Raw genomic sequence first — 18,246 nt, 5'->3', positions numbered from 1 at the left:
CGCGCGCCGCCGGGCTCGGCTCACGCGGCTCACGCGATCGGCGCCGGAGCGCGCTCGCCCGCGCGCATCCGGGCGACGATGACGCCGTACGCCCTGGTCCACGCGGCGCGGTGCGCCTCGGTCCAGTCCGCGGCGCTCACCTCGCGGAGCGCCGTGACGAGCGCCTCGCCGACCCAGTCGTACATCTCCGGGGTCACGCCGTAGGCCACGTGCTGCGCGCCGAGCGGCGCGAGCTTCTCCGAGAGCCAGGCGTCGTCCTCGTAATGGTCGAGCACGGCCATGAGCGTCCGCTCGAACATCGTGCCCTGCGCCCCGGGGCTGTTGCGCGTGAAGAGCGGCCTCGCCTGCGGGTGCCGCTCGAACAGGACCCGGTAGAAGAGGCGAGGGAACTCGTGATCACGCTGCACGACGAGCTCGAAGCTGTCGCGCAGCAACTCGGCATCCTGGGATGACATGAGAGGCCGCTCCTCCGTCACTGTGTGAGCATCGCGCCCGCGGCCAGGCATCGTTCATGCCGCGCGCCGCACGCCGCGGCGCGCGCCGCGCCCGTCCCCGCGCCGCGCGCCCCGGCGTGCGCGCACGCTGGGGGCTTGTGCGCGCACGCCGCCAGCCGCACACCTGAGCGCAGCGCTGTCCACCTGCGCGCCTGTCGTCGCAGCGCGACGCCGCTCGAGCAACAAAGCAAAAAGCGATCCGCTCGGCCGGCCAGTTGGTATCCTCGCTCGCGCACAGGGCGCTCATGCCGCACGCCCTGTGTGGCCGCTGGTGGAGGGCTCGATTCGTGTCGTTCCTCGAAGGTTCTCTGGTTGCGGGTCGGTTCCTGATCGAGGCGCTGGCCAGGAAGGGCGGCATGGGCGAGGTGTTTCGCGCCCGGGACACGACCACCGGCGCGCCGGTCGCCCTCAAGCTGCTGCACGCCGACGCCGAGCGCGCGGAGGAAACCGAGCGCTTCCTGCGGGAGGCGCGGTTCCTCTCCGACCTCAAGCACCCTGGCATCGTCGAGTACCTGGCGCACGGGAAGGCCCAGGACGGCCGGCCGTTCCTCGCGATGGAGTGGCTGTCGGGCAAGGACCTCGGCGAGCGCCTCGACCACGGGCCGCTGCGCCTTTCCGAGTGCGTGACGCTGCTGGCGAAGGTCGCTGACGCGCTCGCCGTCGCCCACGCGCGGGGCCTGGTTCACCGCGACATCAAGCCGGGCAACCTGTTCCTGCGCGACGAGCGCGTCGACGGGGTCACGCTGCTCGATTTCGGCATCGCGCGCTACGCGGTCGCCGGCATGACGCTCACGCGGACCGGGCGCTTCGTCGGCACCCCCGGCTACATGGCGCCGGAGCAAGCGCGCGGCGACCGCGACCTCGCGCCCAGCACCGACATCTTCGCCCTCGGGTGCGTCGTCTACGAATGCCTGACCGGCAAGCACCTGTTCGGCGGCCGGGATCTGGTGGGCGTGCTCGCGAAGATCCTTTTCGACGAGGTCCCCTCGGTCTCCCTGCTCCGCCCCGACACGCCGCCCGCGCTCGCCGACCTGCTCGCGCGGATGCTGGACAAGGACCCGCTCGGGCGCCCGCGCGACGCCGCGGCGCTCCGCGAGCAGTTCGCCGCCCTGGCGCTGCCGGCGTGGGACGACGAGGCGCCGGCGCCCTCGCTCGCGTCGCCGCCAACGCCCCGGGCGATCACCGGCGAGGCGATGCAGCTCCTCAGCGTCGTCCTCGCGATGCGGTCCGCCGGCGACCCCCGCGAGACGCTGCCGCCCGCCTCGTCCCAGACGTGGGCCCGCCCGACGCGCGACGCCGTGCGATTCCGGCTCGCGCGGATCGGCGGCCGCGCCGAGTGGCTGGCGGACGGCTCGCTTGTCGTGATCGTGCCGCCGTCGAGCAGCGCGCTCGATCAGGTCTCGGCGGCCGCCCGCTGCGCCCTCGAGGTGCAGCAGATCTGGCCCGAGGCCCGCATCGCGCTGACCACCGGCCGCGGGCTGCTCCAGGGCGGGGTCCCCGCCGGTGAGGCCATCGATCGCGCGGTGGCGCTCCTGCGCGTGGGGGCGGAGCCGACGCTGACGGCCGACGCCGAGCCCTCCTACGCGGCGATCGCGCCGGGGATCTGGCTGGACGAGCTGAGCTCGAGGCTGATCGAGTCGCGCTTCCTCGTCACGACGATGGGCGGGCAGCTCGTGCTGCGGGGCGAGCGCGCGAGCGTCGACGAGTCGCGCCCGCTGCTCGGCCGCCCGACGCCCTGCGTCGGCCGCGAGCAGGAGCTCTCGATGCTGCTCGGCGCGATCGAGGGGTGCATCGAGGAGGCGATGCCGGCCGGCGCGATCGTGATCGCGGCGCCCGGCATGGGCAAATCGCGCCTGCGGCACGAGCTGCTCCGGCGCCTCGGCGCCCGGGCGCCCGGCGTCGGGCTGCTGTTCGGGAGCGGCGCGCCGATGACAGCCGGCTCGCCCTACGGCCTGCTCGGCGAGGCGCTGCGCCGCCTCTGCGACGTCGAGGTCGGGGATCCTCCCGCGGCGCAGGAGGCCAAGATCCGCCTGCGCGTCGGCCGGCACGCCGCGCCGGCCGACGCCGAGCGGGTGAGCGAGTTCATCGCGGCCCTGTGCGGCGTCGCGGTCGAGCAGCCGAGCGCCTCGCTGCGCGCCGCGCGCGGCGACCCGAGGATCATGAGCGAGCAGATCCGCCGCGCCTTCCTGGATCTGCTGCGCGCGGAGACCGCGGCGCGGCCTTGCCTGCTGGTGCTGGAGGACCTGCACTGGGGCGACGCGGCCACGGTCAAGCTCGTGGACGCCGCCCTGCTCGAGCTGCGCGAGCGGCCCTTCTTCGTGCTGGCGTTCGCGCGCCGCGAGGTGCACGACGCCTTCCCGAAGCTGTGGGAGGGGCGGGTCGTGCAGCGGATCCCGCTCGCCGGGCTGACCCGGAAGGCGGCCGAGCGGCTGGTGACCGCGGTGCTCGGCGCCGAGGTCCCGGCCAGCCTGGTGGCGCGCATCGTCGAGCAGGCCGCCGGCAACGCGCTGTTCCTGGAGGAGCTCATCCGCGCGGTGGTCGAGGGCAAGACCGAGGGGCAGCCCGCGACGGTGCTGGCGATGCTCCAGGCGAGGCTGTCGTGCCTCGAGCCGCAGGCGCGCAAGGTGCTCTGCAGCGCGAGCGTGTTCGGGCAGACCTTCTGGCGCAGCGGCGTGCTCGCCCTGCTCGGCCAGGAGCGCGCGTCGACCGGCGGGGACGGCGCGGACCGCTGGATGGACGGCCTGGTCCGCTCCGAGATGGTCGAGGCGCAGTGGAGCAGCCGGTTCCCCGGGGACACCGAGTACCGGTTTCGCCACGCGCTGGTGCGCGACGCCGCGTACGGCCTCCTGACGGCGGACGATCGCGTCGTCGGCCACCGCATCGCCGGGGCGCACCTGGAGCAGGCGGGGGAGGCGGATCCCATGGTGCTCGCCGAGCACGCGCACCTCGGCGGGGAGCTCGAGCGCGCCGCGCTCCACTACCTGCGCGCGGCCGAGCAGTCGTACAGGAGCAACGATTACGGCGGGATGCTCGCGCGCGTCGAGCGCGGCATGAGCTGCGGGCCGCGCGGCGACGTGCTGGGCCGGCTCCTCGGGATGAAGCTCGACGTCTGCTTCCTGCGCGAGGACTGGCGGGTCGGCCTGGAGATCGGCAAGGAGGCCCTGTCGCTGCTGCCGCGGGGCAGCGTGGCCTGGAGCAGGGCGGTGGGCCGGCTCGTCGTGATGGCGGGCCACCTCGGCCTCGCGGGCGAGCTGGAGTCGCTCGTGAACGCGATCATGAGCAGCGAGCCCGAGCCCGGGGGCGAGGCGGCGTGCTGCATGCCCGTCTCGACGGCGATCACGGCGCTCAGCCACTGGGGCATGCGCGATCTCTCGCTGCGCCTCCTGGCGCGCCTCGAGCAGCTCGCGACGCGCGTCCCCGAGGGCGAGCAGCTCGCGCACGCGCAGCTCCGCTTCAGCCGCTCCACGTTCCTGCGGCTCCTCGGGGACGACCCCTGGCAGGCGTACGAGGACGCGCGGCGCGCGGAGGAGGTGTTCGCGCAGGTGAGCCCCTGGCGCTGGCGCGAGTTCGCGGCGAGCTCGACGGCGCTGGCCATGGCGGAGCTCGGGGAGCGCGCCGAGGCGGAGCGCAAGCTGCGCGAGTCGCTGGAGCGCACGCTGCGCATCAACGACGCCTTCGCGCTCTCGAGCGCCCGCGTCTGGCTGATGATCCTCCTCGCGGAGTGGTGCGCGCCGGAGCAGCTCGACGAGATCGCGGAGCTGGCGGACCAGCTCATCAAGATCGGCGCCATGGAAGCGACGATGGGGCCGGCGCACGGCGCGCTGGCGCGGGTGCTGATGGCGCGGGGCCGCCTCGCGGAGGCGCGGAAGGAGGCCGAGAGGGCGCTCGAGATCCTGCAGCGAGACAGGTTTTACCGGCCGCTCGTCTACCGGACGCTCATCGAGGTGCTGCTCCGGGAAGGGAGCGTGGAGGCCGCGCGGCAGGCGTCGGACGAGGGGCTCCGCTGCCTCGAGGCGCTCGGCGGCTCGCTCGGGTACAGCGAGATCCCGCTGCGCCTCGCGGTCAGCGAGGCGCACGTCGCCGCCGGGGACGCGGCGGGCGCGCGCGCCGCGATCGAGCAGGCGCTGCGCGCGGTCGAGGTGCGCGCCCGCAAGATCCCCGACGCGGCCGCGAGGCTCCGGTACGTCGAGCAGGCGCAGGGGAGCGTGCGGGTGAGGGAGCTGGCGCGCGCGTGGCTCGGGCGCGACGTCGAGCGGCCGCCGGGCGAGCCGTGAGGGGGAGGGCGCGCCGGCCGGCGCGGCGGCGTCAGGGCGCGCCGGTCAGCGCGCGGGCCGCGGCGTAGAGGAGGGCGGCGAGCAGCGCCGAGGCAGGGATGGTGAAGATCCAGGCCCAGACGATGCGGCCGGCCACCCCCCAGCGCACGGCCGACAGCCGGCCGTCCACGGCGCCCACGCCGACGATCGCGCCGGTGATCGTGTGCGTGGTGCTCACCGGGACGCCGAGCGCGGTCGCGCCGAAGAGCGTGGCCGCGCCGGCGGTCTCCGCGGCGAAGCCGCCCACGGGCTTCAGCTTGGTGATCTTCATCCCCATCGTCCTCACGATCCGCCACCCGCCCGACAGCGTGCCCAGGCCCATGGCGGCGTGGCAGGCCAGCACCACCCAGAGCATCGGCTGCATGCCCGTGCCGCCATCCTGGACGCCGGCCGAGACGAGCAGCGCCGTGATGATGCCCATGGTCTTCTGCGCGTCGTTGCCGCCGTGCCCGAGCGAGTAGGCCGCCGCCGAGAGGAGCTGCAGCCGCCGGAACCGGGTGTCGACCATCCCGGGCGTCCAGGATCGCGCGAGCCACCGGATCGCCCGCATCAGCGCGAACCCGACCAAGGAGCCGAGGAGCGGCGCGACAACGATGAACGCCGCGGTCATGCCGAAGATCTTCGCGTCGAGCACCGAGACGCGGCCGGCGCTGAGCACGGCCGCGCCCGCGAAGCCGCCCATGAGCGCGTGCGAGGACGACGAGGGCAGGCCCCACCACCAGGTGAGCAGGTTCCAGACGATCGCGCCGGAGAGGCCCCCGAGGATCACGTTGGGCGTGATGAAGGCCGGCTCGACGCCCTTGGCGATGTTGCGGGCGACCGTCGGCTCGAACAGGGCGAACGCGATGAAGTTGAAGGCCGCGGCCCAGACCACCGCGGTGCGCGGCGAGAGCACCCGCGTCGAGACCACGGTGGCGATGGAGTTGGCGGCGTCGTGGAAGCCGTTGATGAAGTCGAAGACCAGCGCCACGACGATGATGGCGATGACGTAGCTCGTCATGCGTGTTCGAGCACCACGCCCTCGATGATGTTGGCGACGTCCTCGCAGCGATCGGTGGCGTTCTCGAGCTGATCGTAGATGTCGCGCCACTTCATGACGAGCAGCGGATCGCTGCCCTGCTTGAAGAGCGCCGCCAGCGCCACGCGGTAGTGCGCGTCGGCGGTGTTCTCGTGGCGGTTGATCTCGACGCAGAGCTGGAGCAGCCGGTCGCGGTCCTTCATGTCGCGGAGCGAGCTGGTCGCCGCGCTCATGGTGACGCACGCGGTCACCACCGACTCCGCGAGCTGGCGCGCCTCCGGCAGCGCGGTCTGGATCTCGAAGAGGACGATGCGCTCGCTGGCGGCCTCGATGCAATCGAGCACGTCGTCGAGCCGGGTGATCAGCGCGTGGATCTCCTCCCGGTCGAGCGGGGTGATCCAGGTCTTGTGCAGGGCGGCCAGGCAGCGGTGGGTAATCCGGTCCCCCTCGTGCTCGATCTCCTTGATCTTCTTGGCAATTTCGGTTGCGTCCTGGAGCCTGTCGAACATGTCCAGGAGGAGCTCGCTCGCGGTGACGCTCTTCTGCGCGTGCTCGGCGAGGGCGTCGAAGAAGACAGCGTCGCGGGTCAATCCCATGGCCACGGCTTAACCCGTCGCCGCCGGGCGCGTCAACGCGCGCAAGCATTCACAAAGAACCGGTTGAACCGCGCGAAGGATGGAAGTCGGCGACGGAGGTCGGCTCAGCCGCCTGGGAGGTCCACTGTCGGTTCAACCGAACAAGTACGTTGAAGAAGTGCAACTCCGGTGCTCCTCGGGGACGAGCGGGAGGCGCACCGCCGCGCGCTCGCGCCGTCCGGGCGGCTGACGTTCGATCCGCGCACGGTATGATGCGACGCGTTATGGTGCTGCCCACGGCGATCCAGTGCACGACGGTGCGCGCGTGCGACAGGCCGCGGGAGGTCACGATGGACACCCCGGCGATCGTCTGGCCCAGCCCGGAGGCGAGCGGGCCACCACGGCCCCGCGCCGCTCGAAGGCGTTCCCTGTGATGACAGGCTCGAACCGATCGAGCGAGGCGGCGGTCGCGTGTCAGCGATCTGTGTGCGTCACTGCCCGAGGAACGTGGCGACGTCCTGCTGGCGCGCGGTGGCGTGGGCGATCAGCGCGTCGAGGGCCTCGTTGAAGGAGGCCTCCGATTCCACGAAGGTATGCCCCTCGATCTCCCCCTCCGGGCCGACGACGTACGGCGCGATCAGCGCGTGCGCCTCGCGGAAGCGCTGCTCGGCGGCGACAGCCTCGTACTCGACCTGCGCCGTCCGGGCGACGAAACCCCGGTACGTCTCGGCGTAGACCGGATCGTCGAGCAGGAAGCGGATCAGCGGCCAGTCGTCGGTGATCTCCTCGAGCGAGAGGGACATCCCCGGTCCGCCTAACCCGCCAGTCGAGAGCGCGAAGCTGTGATCCCAGGGGATCCACCGGAGCTGGCCGTCGCGCTTGGTGTCCGCGTAAAGGTAGTAGTTGTGCGGCATCCGGCCGTACTGGTCCCAGTCCTGGATCACGGTGTTGACGGCGAGCCAGCGCAGGAAGCCCTCGACGTCGAAGCGGGCCTCCAGCCCGGCGCGCCACGCCGCGGCGTCGGCGCGGTCCGCGTGGAGGGCGTCGAAGAGCGCCTGTGCGTCCGAGAAGTCGGCCTCGTCCTCGTTGTTCTCCTTGCCGAGCGTGTCCGGCTCCCAGGCGGCCCAGGTGGCGCCGGCGCCGTCGGGCTTGTAGAGGTTGCCCTCGTCGTTGCCGAACTGGGTCCTCAGGAACACCTTGTCCGAGGGGAGCTCGACCCCGGTGTACAGCCCGAAGTAGGTGGGCCCGTCCCCGTGATCGATGAAGACCCGGTAGAACGCGGTCGCGGGCACGGGGACCCCCGCCTTGCCGAAGATCTCGGTGGCGAGCTTCTCGCGCAGGAGCGACGGATCCATCGTGCCGTTCGACAGGCTCAGGTTCTTGAAGCCGTGGAACCGCTGATCCTTGATCTCCGGATGCTCGTCCTCGAACTTGTCGAACGAGAGGCGGAGCGGGAGCTTCGAGATGCCCTGCGACCACGACATGGCCAGGCTGGAGTTGCCCTTGAAGCGGATGCCGACGTGACGCCACACCCCGTCCTCGCTCGCGACGTCGCACTCGACGTAAACGGGCGTGCCGTCGATCAGATCGACGTCGCCGCCGCCCGGGCCGCCCGGGCCGCCCGCACCGCCCATCGGCATGCAGAACAGGCGGTCGCCGCTGAACTCGGCGCACGTCCCCGCGAGCTCGTTGCCGAAGAGCTGCGCGGTGCACGCGTCGTCGACAGCGAGGCCCTCACACGCGGCGAAGAGCTCCTCGGGCGGGCCGGCGCCGGGGCCGCCGGGGCCGCCCTCGCCGAAGGCGCCCACCAGCTCGGTCATGTCGTCGCGCATGGCCTGCCAGTTCTCCGGCGTGATGGTGATGTCGAGGCGCGGCACGCGGTCCTGCGGGAACGCAGCAGCGTAGTCGGGCTCCTCCTTGGCGTCGTCGTCGCCGCCGGTGCCTGCTCCCCCCGTGTCTCCTCCTCCCGCGTCTCTTCCTCCCGCGCCTCCTCCAGCCGTGCCCGTGCCGGCTGTCGCGCCCCCGCTCGCGTCGTTGTCGGGGGCCGATTCACCGCAGCCCTGAAGCGCCGCGGTGGCCAGCACAAGGGCCGCCGCGGTTGTAAGGAATCTATTCTCCATGGAGTCTCTCCCGTGCTCGCGTTGTCCGTGGAGATATTGTAACTGAGTTGAGTCACGTGGATGAAGGAATTGTCTCCCCAGGTGAAGACCCCTCGACGGGCCCGCCCGCGGCCGCCAGGGCGGGCCCGGCCATCTGCGCGCCGTCCTGCCCGAGGTGCTTCACGAGCATCGGCATGCGCGGCGCGCGCACCTGATCCGGGTCGGCGGCTCGCCACACGACGGCCGGCTCGACTCCGCACTCGATGGCGCAAGCCGCCTCCATCGTGGTGCACACCGTGCCCTCGCAGCGCTCGAGCTCCCAGCATTCGCTCCCCACGGGACAGATGCCATGTTCACCACAGGAGCTTTGCAGCGCCAGGATGCAGGTAGCTCTGGCCTGCTTCGCGCGGCAGCCGGCGAGCGCCTGGGAGTGCGGTGAAGACGGGTTGCCCTCCTTGAAGGAGGGCGCCTGCGACGCCGAACAGGAAGCGTACGTTCGGTGCGTGGAGCGCTCCTAGCGTCGCTTCCTGCGAGCTACCGCGCCGCGCGGAGGTTCCTGGCGACGGCGTCCCAGCTCACGAGCCTGTCGAGGAACACCTCGAGGAAGCGCTGACGGTTGTTGCGGTGATCGAGGTAATAGGCGTGCTCCCACACATCGCACGTGAGGAGCGGGACCGCGCCGGTCGTCAGCGGGGTCTCTGCGTTCGGCGTGTCGACGATCTTGCCCTTGCCGCCTTCGAGCACGAGCCACGCGTACCCTGAGCCGAAGCGCGCGACGCCGGCCGCGATGAAGTCGCCGCGGAACTTCTCCCAGCCGCCGAGCCCCGCGATGAGCTCGCCCACGTCGCCGGAGGGCGGCGGGCCGCCGCCGCTCGGCCTCATGCCCTCCCAGAAGAAGGTGTGATTCCAGACCTGAGCTGCGTTGTTGAACACAGCGCCAGAGCTCGCGCGAACGACGTCGACAAGGCTCCCGCTCGCCTCGGGCTTGCCCTCGATCAGGCTCTTGAGCTTGGCCATGTAGCCCTTGTGGTGCTTCTCGTAATGAAACTCGAGCGTCTCCCGGCTCATGGCCGGCTCCAGCGCTTCCTTGGGGTAGGGGAGCGGTGCCACCTCGAAATTCATCCTGTCCTCCTTGTCTCGTTGGTGCGCGCCGCGAGGGGGCCCGCGCCCGGCGACTCTCGAACCCGCGGAGCTGCCCGTCAATCCGCGCAGCCCCTCCACGGGCGCGCGCCGCGGCGCCGGAGGTGCCCGCCCGCTCCGGCGCGGCGCGCGTCAGCCCGCGCGGCCGATCGACGGCGCCGCGGCGCCTCCGGCGCGCGTCACGTCGCCCTGCGCTTGCCCGGCCGCGCAGGCTGCGTCGGTCGCTCCGGCGCCGGCGCCCCCTCGGTCCGCGTGGCCATCTCGACGACGCGGCCGAGCTCCTCGCGGAGCGCGTCGGCCCGGCCGGCGCCGAGCCGCTCGCGGACGTGCTTCTGGGTCCGCTCCCAGAGCGGGAACGCCGCCTCGATCGCGCGCTCTCCCTGGCGCGTCAGGAGGATGAGGCGGACGCGCGCGTCGTCCGGCGCGCGCGCCACCCGGAGCAGGCCGGCCTTCTCCAGCGGCACGAGGTTCCTCGTGAGCGTCGTGCGATCCATGACCAGCCCGTCCGCGAGCGCGCTGAGCCGCACGCCCTGCTCGCCGCACGTCGCCACCGCGACGAGCATCGTGAGCTGCGTCGACTGGAGCCCCAGGGGCCGCAGGCTGTCGTCGTAGAGCCGCGTCAGCGCGCGCGACGCGCGGCGCACGCGCACGAGCGCGCACTGGCTCGCGATGGTCCGGGCCGCGGACGAGAACTCAACCACAAAAGTGTATATACACTGTTGAAGGCAAGTCCGTCAAATCGAGCCGCCCTGGACTGCTTGACATCTGTACAGGTGCAGGTACACCTATCTCGTCAACGCGGCGCGGCTTCATCGGCCCGGCGCGCTGGCTGCGCGTCGGGCCCTGATGGCCGCGGCGCGCGCTGACGACGCGCTCTGACGACGATCGAACGGCCTGCCGGCCTTCCGGGCCGCGGTGGCGCCTCTGCGCGCGCCCGCGGCCCGGAAGGCCGGCGGCCGTGCGCTCGTCGTCAGCGCGCGGTCGTTTACGTGCAGGTACACCTATTTGAAGGTCCGGACGGCGCAGCGGTGAGCGTCGCACGAGACGTCGCGCCCGCGCGCGGCGCCGAGCGTGTGCGACGCCGCGCGCGGCGGACCTCCAGGAGACGGTCCATGGAGGCGTTCTTCGTCGTTCCTTATTGCGTGAAGTTCGAGGACAGCATGGCGTATGGCAGCCATCACTACCTCACCAACTTCCGCTTCCAGTGCATCGCGCGCGAGACGCTCTACTTCGCCGAGGCCGCTGACGGCTCGCTCCCCTACGAGGACGATCGCGCCGCGATCCGGCTGCTCACCACCGAGGGATACAGCCGGAACCTCGCGCCGGTCCGCGTGGGCGAGCGCGTCGCGATCTTCATGACCCTCGGCGCCGTCACGCGCTCGAGCGCGTACGGCTACTTCCGCACGGTGCGCTTCGACGGCGAGCCCGTGGCGTGCGGCTACCAGCGCATCGTCGCCGTCGCCGCGGCGAGCGACGAGCTCGCGCCGCTGCCCCGATCGGTGACGATGCACGCGGGGTCTCTCGACGAGCGCCTGCCGCACCCGCGCTTCGTCGAGCTCGCCCTGCGCGGCGGCTCCGCGCTGCGCGAGCTCTTCCCCGAGCGCCTCCTGCGGCACGCCGTCGAGGTCGCGCGCGGACCGCTGCACGCGTCGCGCCCGCACCACAAGGCGTGGGGGGCGGCGGGCGAGGCGGCGCCGGAGCGGGGAGCGGAGGCGGCGCCGGAGCGGGGAGCGGAGGCGGCGCGGGACGGCGAGGCGGCGCGGGGCGGCCGCGCGAAGGTCGCGCTGCTCCTGCCAGGCCAGGGCTCGTTCGATCTGCGGCTCCTGCGCGCGCTCCACGCGCGCTTCGCGGCCGCCCGCGAGGCCGTCGCCGCGACGGAGCCGGCGGCGCGCGCGCTGCTCGGCGCGTCGCTCGCGGCGCTCGTGGCCGGCGAGGAGGCGGCGGCGCGGGCCGCGCTCGAGGCGTGCCCCGACCTCGATCAGCTCGGCATCCTCGTCCAGGACCACGTCGCCGTCGCGCTGCTCCGGTCCGCCGGGCTCGCGGCGGACGTCGTGGCGGGCCACAGCTTCGGCGAGATCGCCGCGCTCGCCGCGGGCGGCGCCTTCTCCCTCGCGACCGCCGCCGAGATCGTGTGCCGGCGGGTGCTCGCCCTCCGCGACGCGCCGCCCGGCCGGATGCTCGCGGCGCACACGGGCGCCGATCGCCTGCGCGACGAGGTGAAGGCGCTCGGCCGGGACGACGTGTTCGTCGCCGTTGTCAACGCGGCCGACCAGGCGGTCGCCTCGGGGACGGCGGAGGGCATCGCGGCGCTCGAGCAGCGGCTCGCGGCCGCTGGCCTCCGCGCGACAGTGCTCGCGAGCCGCCGCGCCTTCCACTCGCCCCTGCTCGCGCCGGCGGTCGGCCCGTTCGCGGGCGCCCTCGCGCGCGCCGGCGCGGCGCGGCCGGCGCTGGCCACGTACTCGCCGATCGACCGCGTTTACCACGGCGAGGGGCCGCTCGCGCCCGCGCGCCTGCTCCCCATGCACCTCGTGACGCCGCTCGACTTCGGCGCGGCGGTGCGCGACCTCCACGCGGCGGGCTGCCGCACGTTCGTCGAGTGCGGCGGCGGCAGCGCCCTGACCGCGCTCGTCCGGCGGAACGCGCCCGCGGAGCCCGGCCTGCGCGTGATCTCGACGTTCCGCGCCGGCGAGGACGTCGTGGCCGAGCACCGGCGCGTCGTCGAGGCGCTGCGCGCCGCGGGGCACGCGCTGACGGAGGTCGCGCCGCTCCCGGTCGACGCCCCCCGCGCGGCGCCCGCCGCGAGCGCGCCGGACGACGGCGCCGCCCCGGCGGCCGCCGCGCCGATCGCGATCGTCGGCATGGGCGCGGTGCTCCCGGGCGCCGGCGGCGTCGAGGCCTACCTCGCGCAGCTCCTCGCCGGCACGTGCGGGATCGTCGACAGCGGCGAGCGACACCCGGAGCTCGCGACCGACTTCCTGAGCCCCGGCGGCCGCGTCGCCGACAAGACCTACAGCCTGCTGACCGGCACCGTCGACGCGCTCGGTCCGTACGCCGCCGAGACCGGCTACGACGCCCGCGCCCTCGAGCGGCTACCCAAGACGGCGCGCATGCTGGCCTGCGCGCTCGCCGAGGCCAGGTCGCGCGCGGCCGTGCTCCGCGAGCGCGCGCCGCTGCGGATCGCGTGCCTCCTCGGGTCCACGGCCGACGGCTCGATCGAGCACGACGAGGCGACGCTGCTGCTCGGCGTCGAGCGGGCGCTCGCCGGCCTCGCCGCGGGCGCGGCGGACCGCGCGGCCGTGGTGGACGCGCTCGCGGGCGAGCTCGGCCTCGACGCGGAGCGGCGCGCGGCGTGCCGCGGCCACCTCGAGCCGCTCGCGCGCGTCGTGCGCGACGTCGTGGGCGAGGGCGCGCGCACCGTTGTCGTCGACGCGGCCTGCGCTTCCTCGATGCACGCGGTGCACCTCGGGGCCGCGATGCTGCGCCGCGGCCTCGCCGACGTCGTGATCGCCGGCGGCGCCTACCAGCCGGGCCCGACGAACGCGTGCCAGTTCTCGCAGTTCGGCGGCCTCTCCGCGACCGGCAGCCGCCCGTTCGACGCCTCGGCCGACGGCGTCGTGTTCGGCGAGGGCGCCGCCGTCGTCGTCCTCGAGCGGCTCGACGACGCCGCGGCGCGCGGCGACCGGATCGACGCCGTGCTCCTCGGCAGCGGCCTCTCGAGCGACGGCCCGAGCCCGTCGGTCACCGTGCCGCAGAGCCGCGGGCAGAGCCTCGCGATGCGGCGCGCCTACGCGCGGGCGGGCGTCGCGCCGCGCTCCGTGCAGTACGTCGAGGCGCACGCCACGGCCACGCCTGTCGGCGACGCCACCGAGTTCAAGGCGCTCGCCGAGGTGTTCGCCGGCGACGCGGGCGCGCCGCGCATCGCCCTCGGCAGCGTCAAGTCGCTGCTCGGCCACACGGGCTGGACCGCCGGCGTCGCGTCGCTCATCAAGGTCGTGCTCGCGATGCGCGAGCGCACGCTCTTCCCGCAGCACGGGTTCCAGGCGCCGAGCGCCCGCATCGACCTCGAGGGCTCGCCGTTCGCCATCTCCACGGCGGCCGCGCCGTGGACGACGGAGGGGACCGCCGGGGACGGCGCCCCCCTGCGCGCCGCGCTCGACAGCTTCGGCTTCGGCGGCACCAACGCCCACCTCGTCGTCGAGGAGCACCGGCCCGGGCGCCCCGCCCAGCGCTCGTCGACACGCACCGCCGCGCGCCGCGCGCTGTGCGTCGTCGGGCTCGGGGCCGTGTTCCCCGGCGCGGGCGGCGCGCCCGCGGACGCGCCCTCGGAGGCCCTCGCCTTCGACGAGCGCGCGCTGCGGCTCCCGACCGGCGCGCGGGTGCTCCCGGACGCCCTCGAGGCCATGGACCCGGCGCAGCTCCTCGCGGTGATGGCCGCCGAGAGGGCGCTCGCGGCGCTGCCCGCGCGCGACCTGGCCGAGCGCGTCGGCGTCGTCGTCGGCCACGAGGGCAAGACCGGCCGCGGCGCGCGCGCGAACGAGCGGCTCTTCGGCGACCGCGTGGCCCGGGCGCTCCGCGCGCGCGGCGTGAGCCCGGCGCTCGCGGGCCGCGTGGTGGACGCGCTCCGCGCGGGCTCGCCCGCGACAGGGCCGTACACGCAGCCGGGCAACATGCCCAACATCATCTCCGGGCGCGTCGCCAACGTCTTCGGCCTGCGCGGGCCGAACTTCGTCGTCGACACGTCCGCGACCTCGCTGCTCGACGCGCTCGCGGCCGCGGATCTCGTGCTCGACGACGACTGCGAGGTCGTGCTCGCGGGGGCCGTCAACGCGTTCAGCGACGACGTCGCGCGCGGCGCGTCCGCGACCGACGACCCGCGGCCGGTGGGCGAGGCGGCGCTGCTCGTCGCGCTCTGCACCGAGGACACGGCCGCGCGCCACGCCTGGCCGGTCCTCGCGCGCCTCCACGTCGCCGCCGACGCGGCCGAGGGCGGCCCCCCGGGCCGCGCGCTCGCGGCCGGCGGCGCGCTCTGCCCGGGCGCGCGGCTGCGCGGGGCCGAGGGCGTCGTCGAGCTCCACGCGGCGATCCGCGACGCGCGCGCGGGCGGCGCCGCGGTCGTGCGCTGGCCGTCGGACGCCCGCGCTGTCGAGGTCGCGCCTCCGGGCGACGTCCGGGTCGCGCCGTCGAGCGACGTCCAGGCGCCGCCGAGCCGCGAGAGCCGCGTCGCGCCTCCCGCGGCGGCTCCGAGCGCGCCGGCGGCCGCGCCCGCGGGCTTCACGACCGGCACGCCGATCCAGGTCTTCGTCCCCCGGATCGCGCCCGCACCGGCGACCGGGCCCGCGGCGCGCGTCCCGTCGCGCGTCGTCCACGTCTGCACGGACGCGGCCCTCGCGGCGGACGTGCGCCGCGCCGCGCCCGCCGGATCGCGCGTCCTCGCGCTCGCCGTCGAGGCGGCCCCGGACGCCGGCTCCGACGGCGCGGGGATCCCGTCGCTCGACGGCCGCGACGAGGCGCGGCTGAGCGCGTCGTTCGCGGCCCTCTCCCCGGACGACGTCGATGCGGTCGTCGTGCTCACCCGCGCCGCGGACGCGCGGGCGTTCGTCGACGGCGCGCCCGGCGCGTACAGGCCTGCCCTGCGCGCGCTGTTCGGCGCGGCGCGCCGCTACCACGACGCCATCGCGCGCGGCGAGGTGTCCTTCGCCGCCGTCGTCGTCGGGGCCGTGGACGCGGCCGCGCGGCTCGCGCCGCTCACCGGCGCGGTCGGCGGCTTCGTGAAGTCGCTGGCGCGCGAGCTGCCGGGCGGCGACGTGCGGGTCGTCCACACCGACGCGCGGGACGCCGCCGCGGCGCTCCGCGCGCTCTCCGACGAGTGGCGGCGCGCCCGGCCGGCCGTGCCCGAGGAGGTGGTCGATCTCGGCGGCGCGCGGCACTCGGTCCAGCTCGCCCGCGCCTCGTCGGCGCCCCCGGCGCGCGCGCTCCCGCCCCTCGGCGCCGGTTCGGTCGCGCTCGTGACGGGCGGCGCGCGCGGCATCACGGCGCAGTTCGTCGAGGGCCTGCTCGAGCGCTTCGGCTGCCGCGCCGTGCTCCTCGGCCGCTCGCGGATCGAGGACGCCCCGCCGCGCACGCTCGCGATGACCGACGCCGAGCTCGACGCGTACGAGCGGGACTTCTACGCCGAGTCGCTGCGCGCCGAGCGGGGCGTGAAGATGGCCGCGCTGCGCGAGCGCTACGCGCGCATCCGGGCGGCGCGCGAGGCGCACCGCGTCCTCTCCCACCTGCGCGGGCGGGGCGGGAGCGTGGACTACCACGCCGTCGACGTGACCCGCGGCGAGGACGTCGACCGCGCCGTCGCCGCCGTCGCGGCGGCGTACGGCCGGGTCGACCTGGTCGTGCACGGCGCCGGCATCCAGGTGTCGAGCCGGCTCACGTCGAAGTCGCTGGAGCTGTTCGAGCGGATCGTCGACACGAAGCTCGCCGGCCTCTCCCACCTCCGCCGCGCCCTCGCGCGCCACCTGCCCGACGCCCGCCCGCACGTCCACCTCGTCACGTCGGCGTTCAGCGTGCTCGGCAACGACGGGCAGCCCGACTACGGCGCGGCCAACGAGGCGATGAACCGCGCCGCCGCGTGCCTCGCGGCCGAGCCGGACGCCGGCCCGTGGTCCACCATCGCGTGGCTCGGCTGGAACGGCGTCGGCATGACGGCCGGGTCCGAGTACAGCGCGCTCGGCGCGGCGCGCGGGCTCCGCGGCATCGAGGCCGAGGAGGGCCGGCGCCTCTTCCTGGAGCTCGCGGCCGACAGCCCGGTGGGCGCGGCCCAGGTCCTGCTCACCGACAGCGAGATCGAGCGCTTCGCCCCGCGCATCGCGGCGGCGGGCGCGGCGGCCATCGCCCCGGCGGGCGCGCCCGAGCGCGCCGCGGCGGCGGGCTCGCCCGAGGTCGCGCCGCGCCGCACGTGGACGCTCGACCCGCGCGTCGACCCGTGGCTCTCCGACCACCGGGCGCGCTCGAGCGCGGTAGCGGCCGGCGCCTTCCTCGTCGAGCTGGCCGTCCGGCACGCGCTCGCGACGGCGGCGGAGGGCGCCGCTGTCGTCCGCGAGGTCCGCGACGTGCGCTTCCGCGAGTTCCTTCGCCTCGCCGACGACGCCGCGCGCGACGTGCGCACGGTGACGGCGCGCCGCGAGCCGCTCCCGGGCGGCCGCGTCGCGTGCGCCGTCGAGGTGCGCGGCGACTTCGTCCACCGGTCGGGCGTCGTCCTGCGCCCCGACGTCGTCTTCGCGACCTGCGTCGTCGAGCTCGGCGCGGTCCACGTCCGCCGCGACGGCCTCGCGCCGCGGCACGCGGGGCGCGTCGAGGGCCCCTCGGTCCGCGATCCGTACGCGAGCCCCGGCGCGCCGGTCCGGCACGCCGGCTGGTTCGACCACGTCGGCTCCTTCGTGCTCGGGACCGCGCTCAAATCCGGTTGGCTCCGCCTCCCGGCCGACCGCGCCCTCGAGCGGCAGCGCGGGGCCGCGACGCCGTTCCTCCTGCTCGACGCGCTCCTGACGCTGGGCACGTTGCGCCGCGACGAGGCGGGCGCGTTCCCTGTGTGCGCCGCGGCCGGCGTCGACCGGATCCGCTTCGGATCGGCAGCGAACGACCTCGCGCTCCGCGACGCGGGCGGCCCTGTCCGGCTCCTCGCGGCGGTGCCTGCGGCGGCGGACGACCGCGTCCTCGGCGCGTGGGCGCAGGCGATCGACCCGGCGGGCGGCGTGCTGCTCGACGTCGAGGGGCTCGAGGGGCGCGTCATCGGGCGCGTGGCCGCGGACGCGCGCGCGTTCGTCGACGGCGCGCCGGCCTCGCTGTCGCTGGGGGCGCCGTGACGCCGCCGCTCGCGATCGCCGTGGTGCGCGCGGACGCCGGCGCGGCGGAGCGCCTCGCGCCCTACCTGACGGCCGGCGAGCGGCGCGCGTGCGCCGCCCTGCGCGTCGCCGCCCGGCGGGCGCAGTCCGCGTGCGCGCGGGTCGCCGCGAAGTGGCTCCGCCTGGAGCTCGCCGCGGGCCGGAGCGCGCCGCTCGTCGCGCTGGACGCGGCCTCGCTGGAGTCGCACCCGCGCGCGGACTACCTGGCCTGCGCGGTCTCCGGCCCCGGCGGCGGTCCGCCGCGCTTCGAGGACGGGGCGCTCGCGCTGTCGCTCTCGCACGCGGGCGACCTCGCGGCGGCCGCGGTCACGGCGGCGGGCGCCGTCGGCGTGGACGTCGAGCGGGTCGAGGCGCGCGCGGCGGCGTTCGCCGACGAGCACTTCACGCCGCGCGAGCGCGAGGCCCTCGCGCGCGGCGCCGCGGCGGGCCTGGATCGCGCCGCCCTCGAGACGCTGCTCTGGAGCGCGAAGGAGGCGCTCTACAAGACGGGGGCGCTCGCGCTGCCGGCGCGGTTCTCGTTCCAGGACATCGACGTCCCGTTCCCGCCGGGGGGCGGGCGCCTCGCGCAGCCCTCGATCCGCTCGTTCGCGCTGCGCGCGCGCGGCGGGCAGTTCTTCGGCCGGGCCGTGCTGACCGGTGCGTTCGCGCTCGTCGCGACCGTCCCGGTCCCGCCGGTCGTCGCTCTTGGATGAATGGCACTCAACGAACACGA

Annotated in this window: 10 protein-coding genes; 3 read left to right on the top strand and 7 right to left on the bottom strand. The window is 75.1% G+C overall.

Annotated elements, in window-relative coordinates; all coding sequences use genetic code 11:
• Positions 1 to 29: 29 nt before the first annotated feature.
• Positions 30 to 455, bottom strand: coding sequence for a globin domain-containing protein (locus WMF42_RS24825; protein ID WP_437685144.1), 426 nt, complete (start codon positions 453 to 455; stop codon positions 30 to 32).
• A 326-nt stretch (positions 456 to 781) separates the two neighbouring features.
• Here WMF42_RS24825 and WMF42_RS24820 point away from each other — a divergent pair, with 326 nt between their 5' ends.
• Positions 782 to 4,768 carry a serine/threonine-protein kinase gene (locus WMF42_RS24820; protein ID WP_437685142.1) on the top strand — a complete coding sequence of 1,329 codons (3,987 nt, stop codon included), beginning with the start codon at positions 782 to 784 and terminating at the stop codon, positions 4,766 to 4,768.
• 31 nt (positions 4,769 to 4,799) lie between these two features.
• Here the strand turns inward: WMF42_RS24820 and WMF42_RS24815 are convergent, their stop codons facing one another.
• From WMF42_RS24815 to WMF42_RS24790, 6 genes are all read right to left on the bottom strand, one after another.
• Positions 4,800 to 5,807 (bottom strand): inorganic phosphate transporter, encoded by a 1,008-nt coding sequence (locus WMF42_RS24815; RefSeq protein WP_061608262.1) that lies wholly within the window; start codon positions 5,805 to 5,807, stop codon positions 4,800 to 4,802.
• Positions 5,804 to 6,421, bottom strand: a complete 618-nt coding sequence (locus WMF42_RS24810; RefSeq protein ID WP_061608263.1) for a DUF47 domain-containing protein — start codon at positions 6,419 to 6,421, stop codon at positions 5,804 to 5,806. The genes WMF42_RS24815 and WMF42_RS24810 overlap by 4 nt, the downstream gene beginning before the upstream one ends.
• Positions 6,422 to 6,891: 470 nt before the next feature.
• Entirely contained in the window at positions 6,892 to 8,520 is a 1,629-nt protein-coding gene (locus WMF42_RS24805; RefSeq protein ID WP_437685139.1) for a CotH kinase family protein, read from the bottom strand.
• A 52-nt stretch (positions 8,521 to 8,572) separates the two neighbouring features.
• Entirely contained in the window at positions 8,573 to 8,836 is a 264-nt protein-coding gene (locus WMF42_RS24800) for a hypothetical protein (RefSeq protein WP_061608265.1), read from the bottom strand.
• Between the two features lie 197 nt (positions 8,837 to 9,033).
• A complete protein-coding gene (locus WMF42_RS24795; RefSeq protein WP_061608266.1) occupies positions 9,034 to 9,621 on the bottom strand; it encodes a superoxide dismutase in 588 nt (195 codons plus the stop codon).
• A 197-nt stretch (positions 9,622 to 9,818) separates the two neighbouring features.
• Positions 9,819 to 10,340 carry a MarR family winged helix-turn-helix transcriptional regulator gene (locus WMF42_RS24790; protein WP_061606923.1) on the bottom strand — a complete coding sequence of 174 codons (522 nt, stop codon included), beginning with the start codon at positions 10,338 to 10,340 and terminating at the stop codon, positions 9,819 to 9,821.
• A gap of 411 nt (positions 10,341 to 10,751) precedes the next feature.
• Here WMF42_RS24790 and WMF42_RS24785 point away from each other — a divergent pair, with 411 nt between their 5' ends.
• Both WMF42_RS24785 and WMF42_RS24780 read left to right on the top strand, forming a co-directional pair.
• Positions 10,752 to 17,495: an SDR family NAD(P)-dependent oxidoreductase gene (locus WMF42_RS24785; RefSeq protein WP_437685136.1), complete on the top strand. Its 6,744-nt coding sequence runs from the start codon at positions 10,752 to 10,754 to the stop codon at positions 17,493 to 17,495.
• On the top strand, positions 17,492 to 18,226 hold the full coding sequence (locus tag WMF42_RS24780; RefSeq protein ID WP_437685135.1) for a 4'-phosphopantetheinyl transferase superfamily protein: 735 nt from the start codon (positions 17,492 to 17,494) through the stop codon (positions 18,224 to 18,226). Before WMF42_RS24785 ends, WMF42_RS24780 begins: the two co-directional genes overlap by 4 nt.
• Positions 18,227 to 18,246 lie beyond the last annotated feature (20 nt).

Source organism: Sorangium sp. So ce176 (genome assembly GCF_051519835.1).
In the GTDB taxonomy this organism is placed as follows: Bacteria; Myxococcota_A; Polyangia; order Polyangiales; family Polyangiaceae; genus Sorangium; species Sorangium cellulosum_G.
This window is presented reverse-complemented; position numbering and strand designations above follow the sequence as displayed.

Bases quoted from the DNA above. Each gene is read 5' to 3' on its own strand.
- WMF42_RS24825 (WP_437685144.1), bottom strand. From the start codon at position 455: ATGTCATCCCAGGATGCCGAGTTGCTGCGCGACAGCTTCGAGCTCGTC.
- WMF42_RS24815 (WP_061608262.1), bottom strand. From the start codon at position 5,807: ATGACGAGCTACGTCATCGCCATCATCGTCGTGGCGCTGGTCTTCGAC.
- WMF42_RS24805 (WP_437685139.1), bottom strand. From the start codon at position 8,520: ATGGAGAATAGATTCCTTACAACCGCGGCGGCCCTTGTGCTGGCCACC.
- WMF42_RS24795 (WP_061608266.1), bottom strand. From the start codon at position 9,621: ATGAATTTCGAGGTGGCACCGCTCCCCTACCCCAAGGAAGCGCTGGAG.
- WMF42_RS24810 (WP_061608263.1), bottom strand. From the start codon at position 6,421: ATGGGATTGACCCGCGACGCTGTCTTCTTCGACGCCCTCGCCGAGCAC.
- WMF42_RS24785 (WP_437685136.1), top strand. From the start codon at position 10,752: ATGGAGGCGTTCTTCGTCGTTCCTTATTGCGTGAAGTTCGAGGACAGC.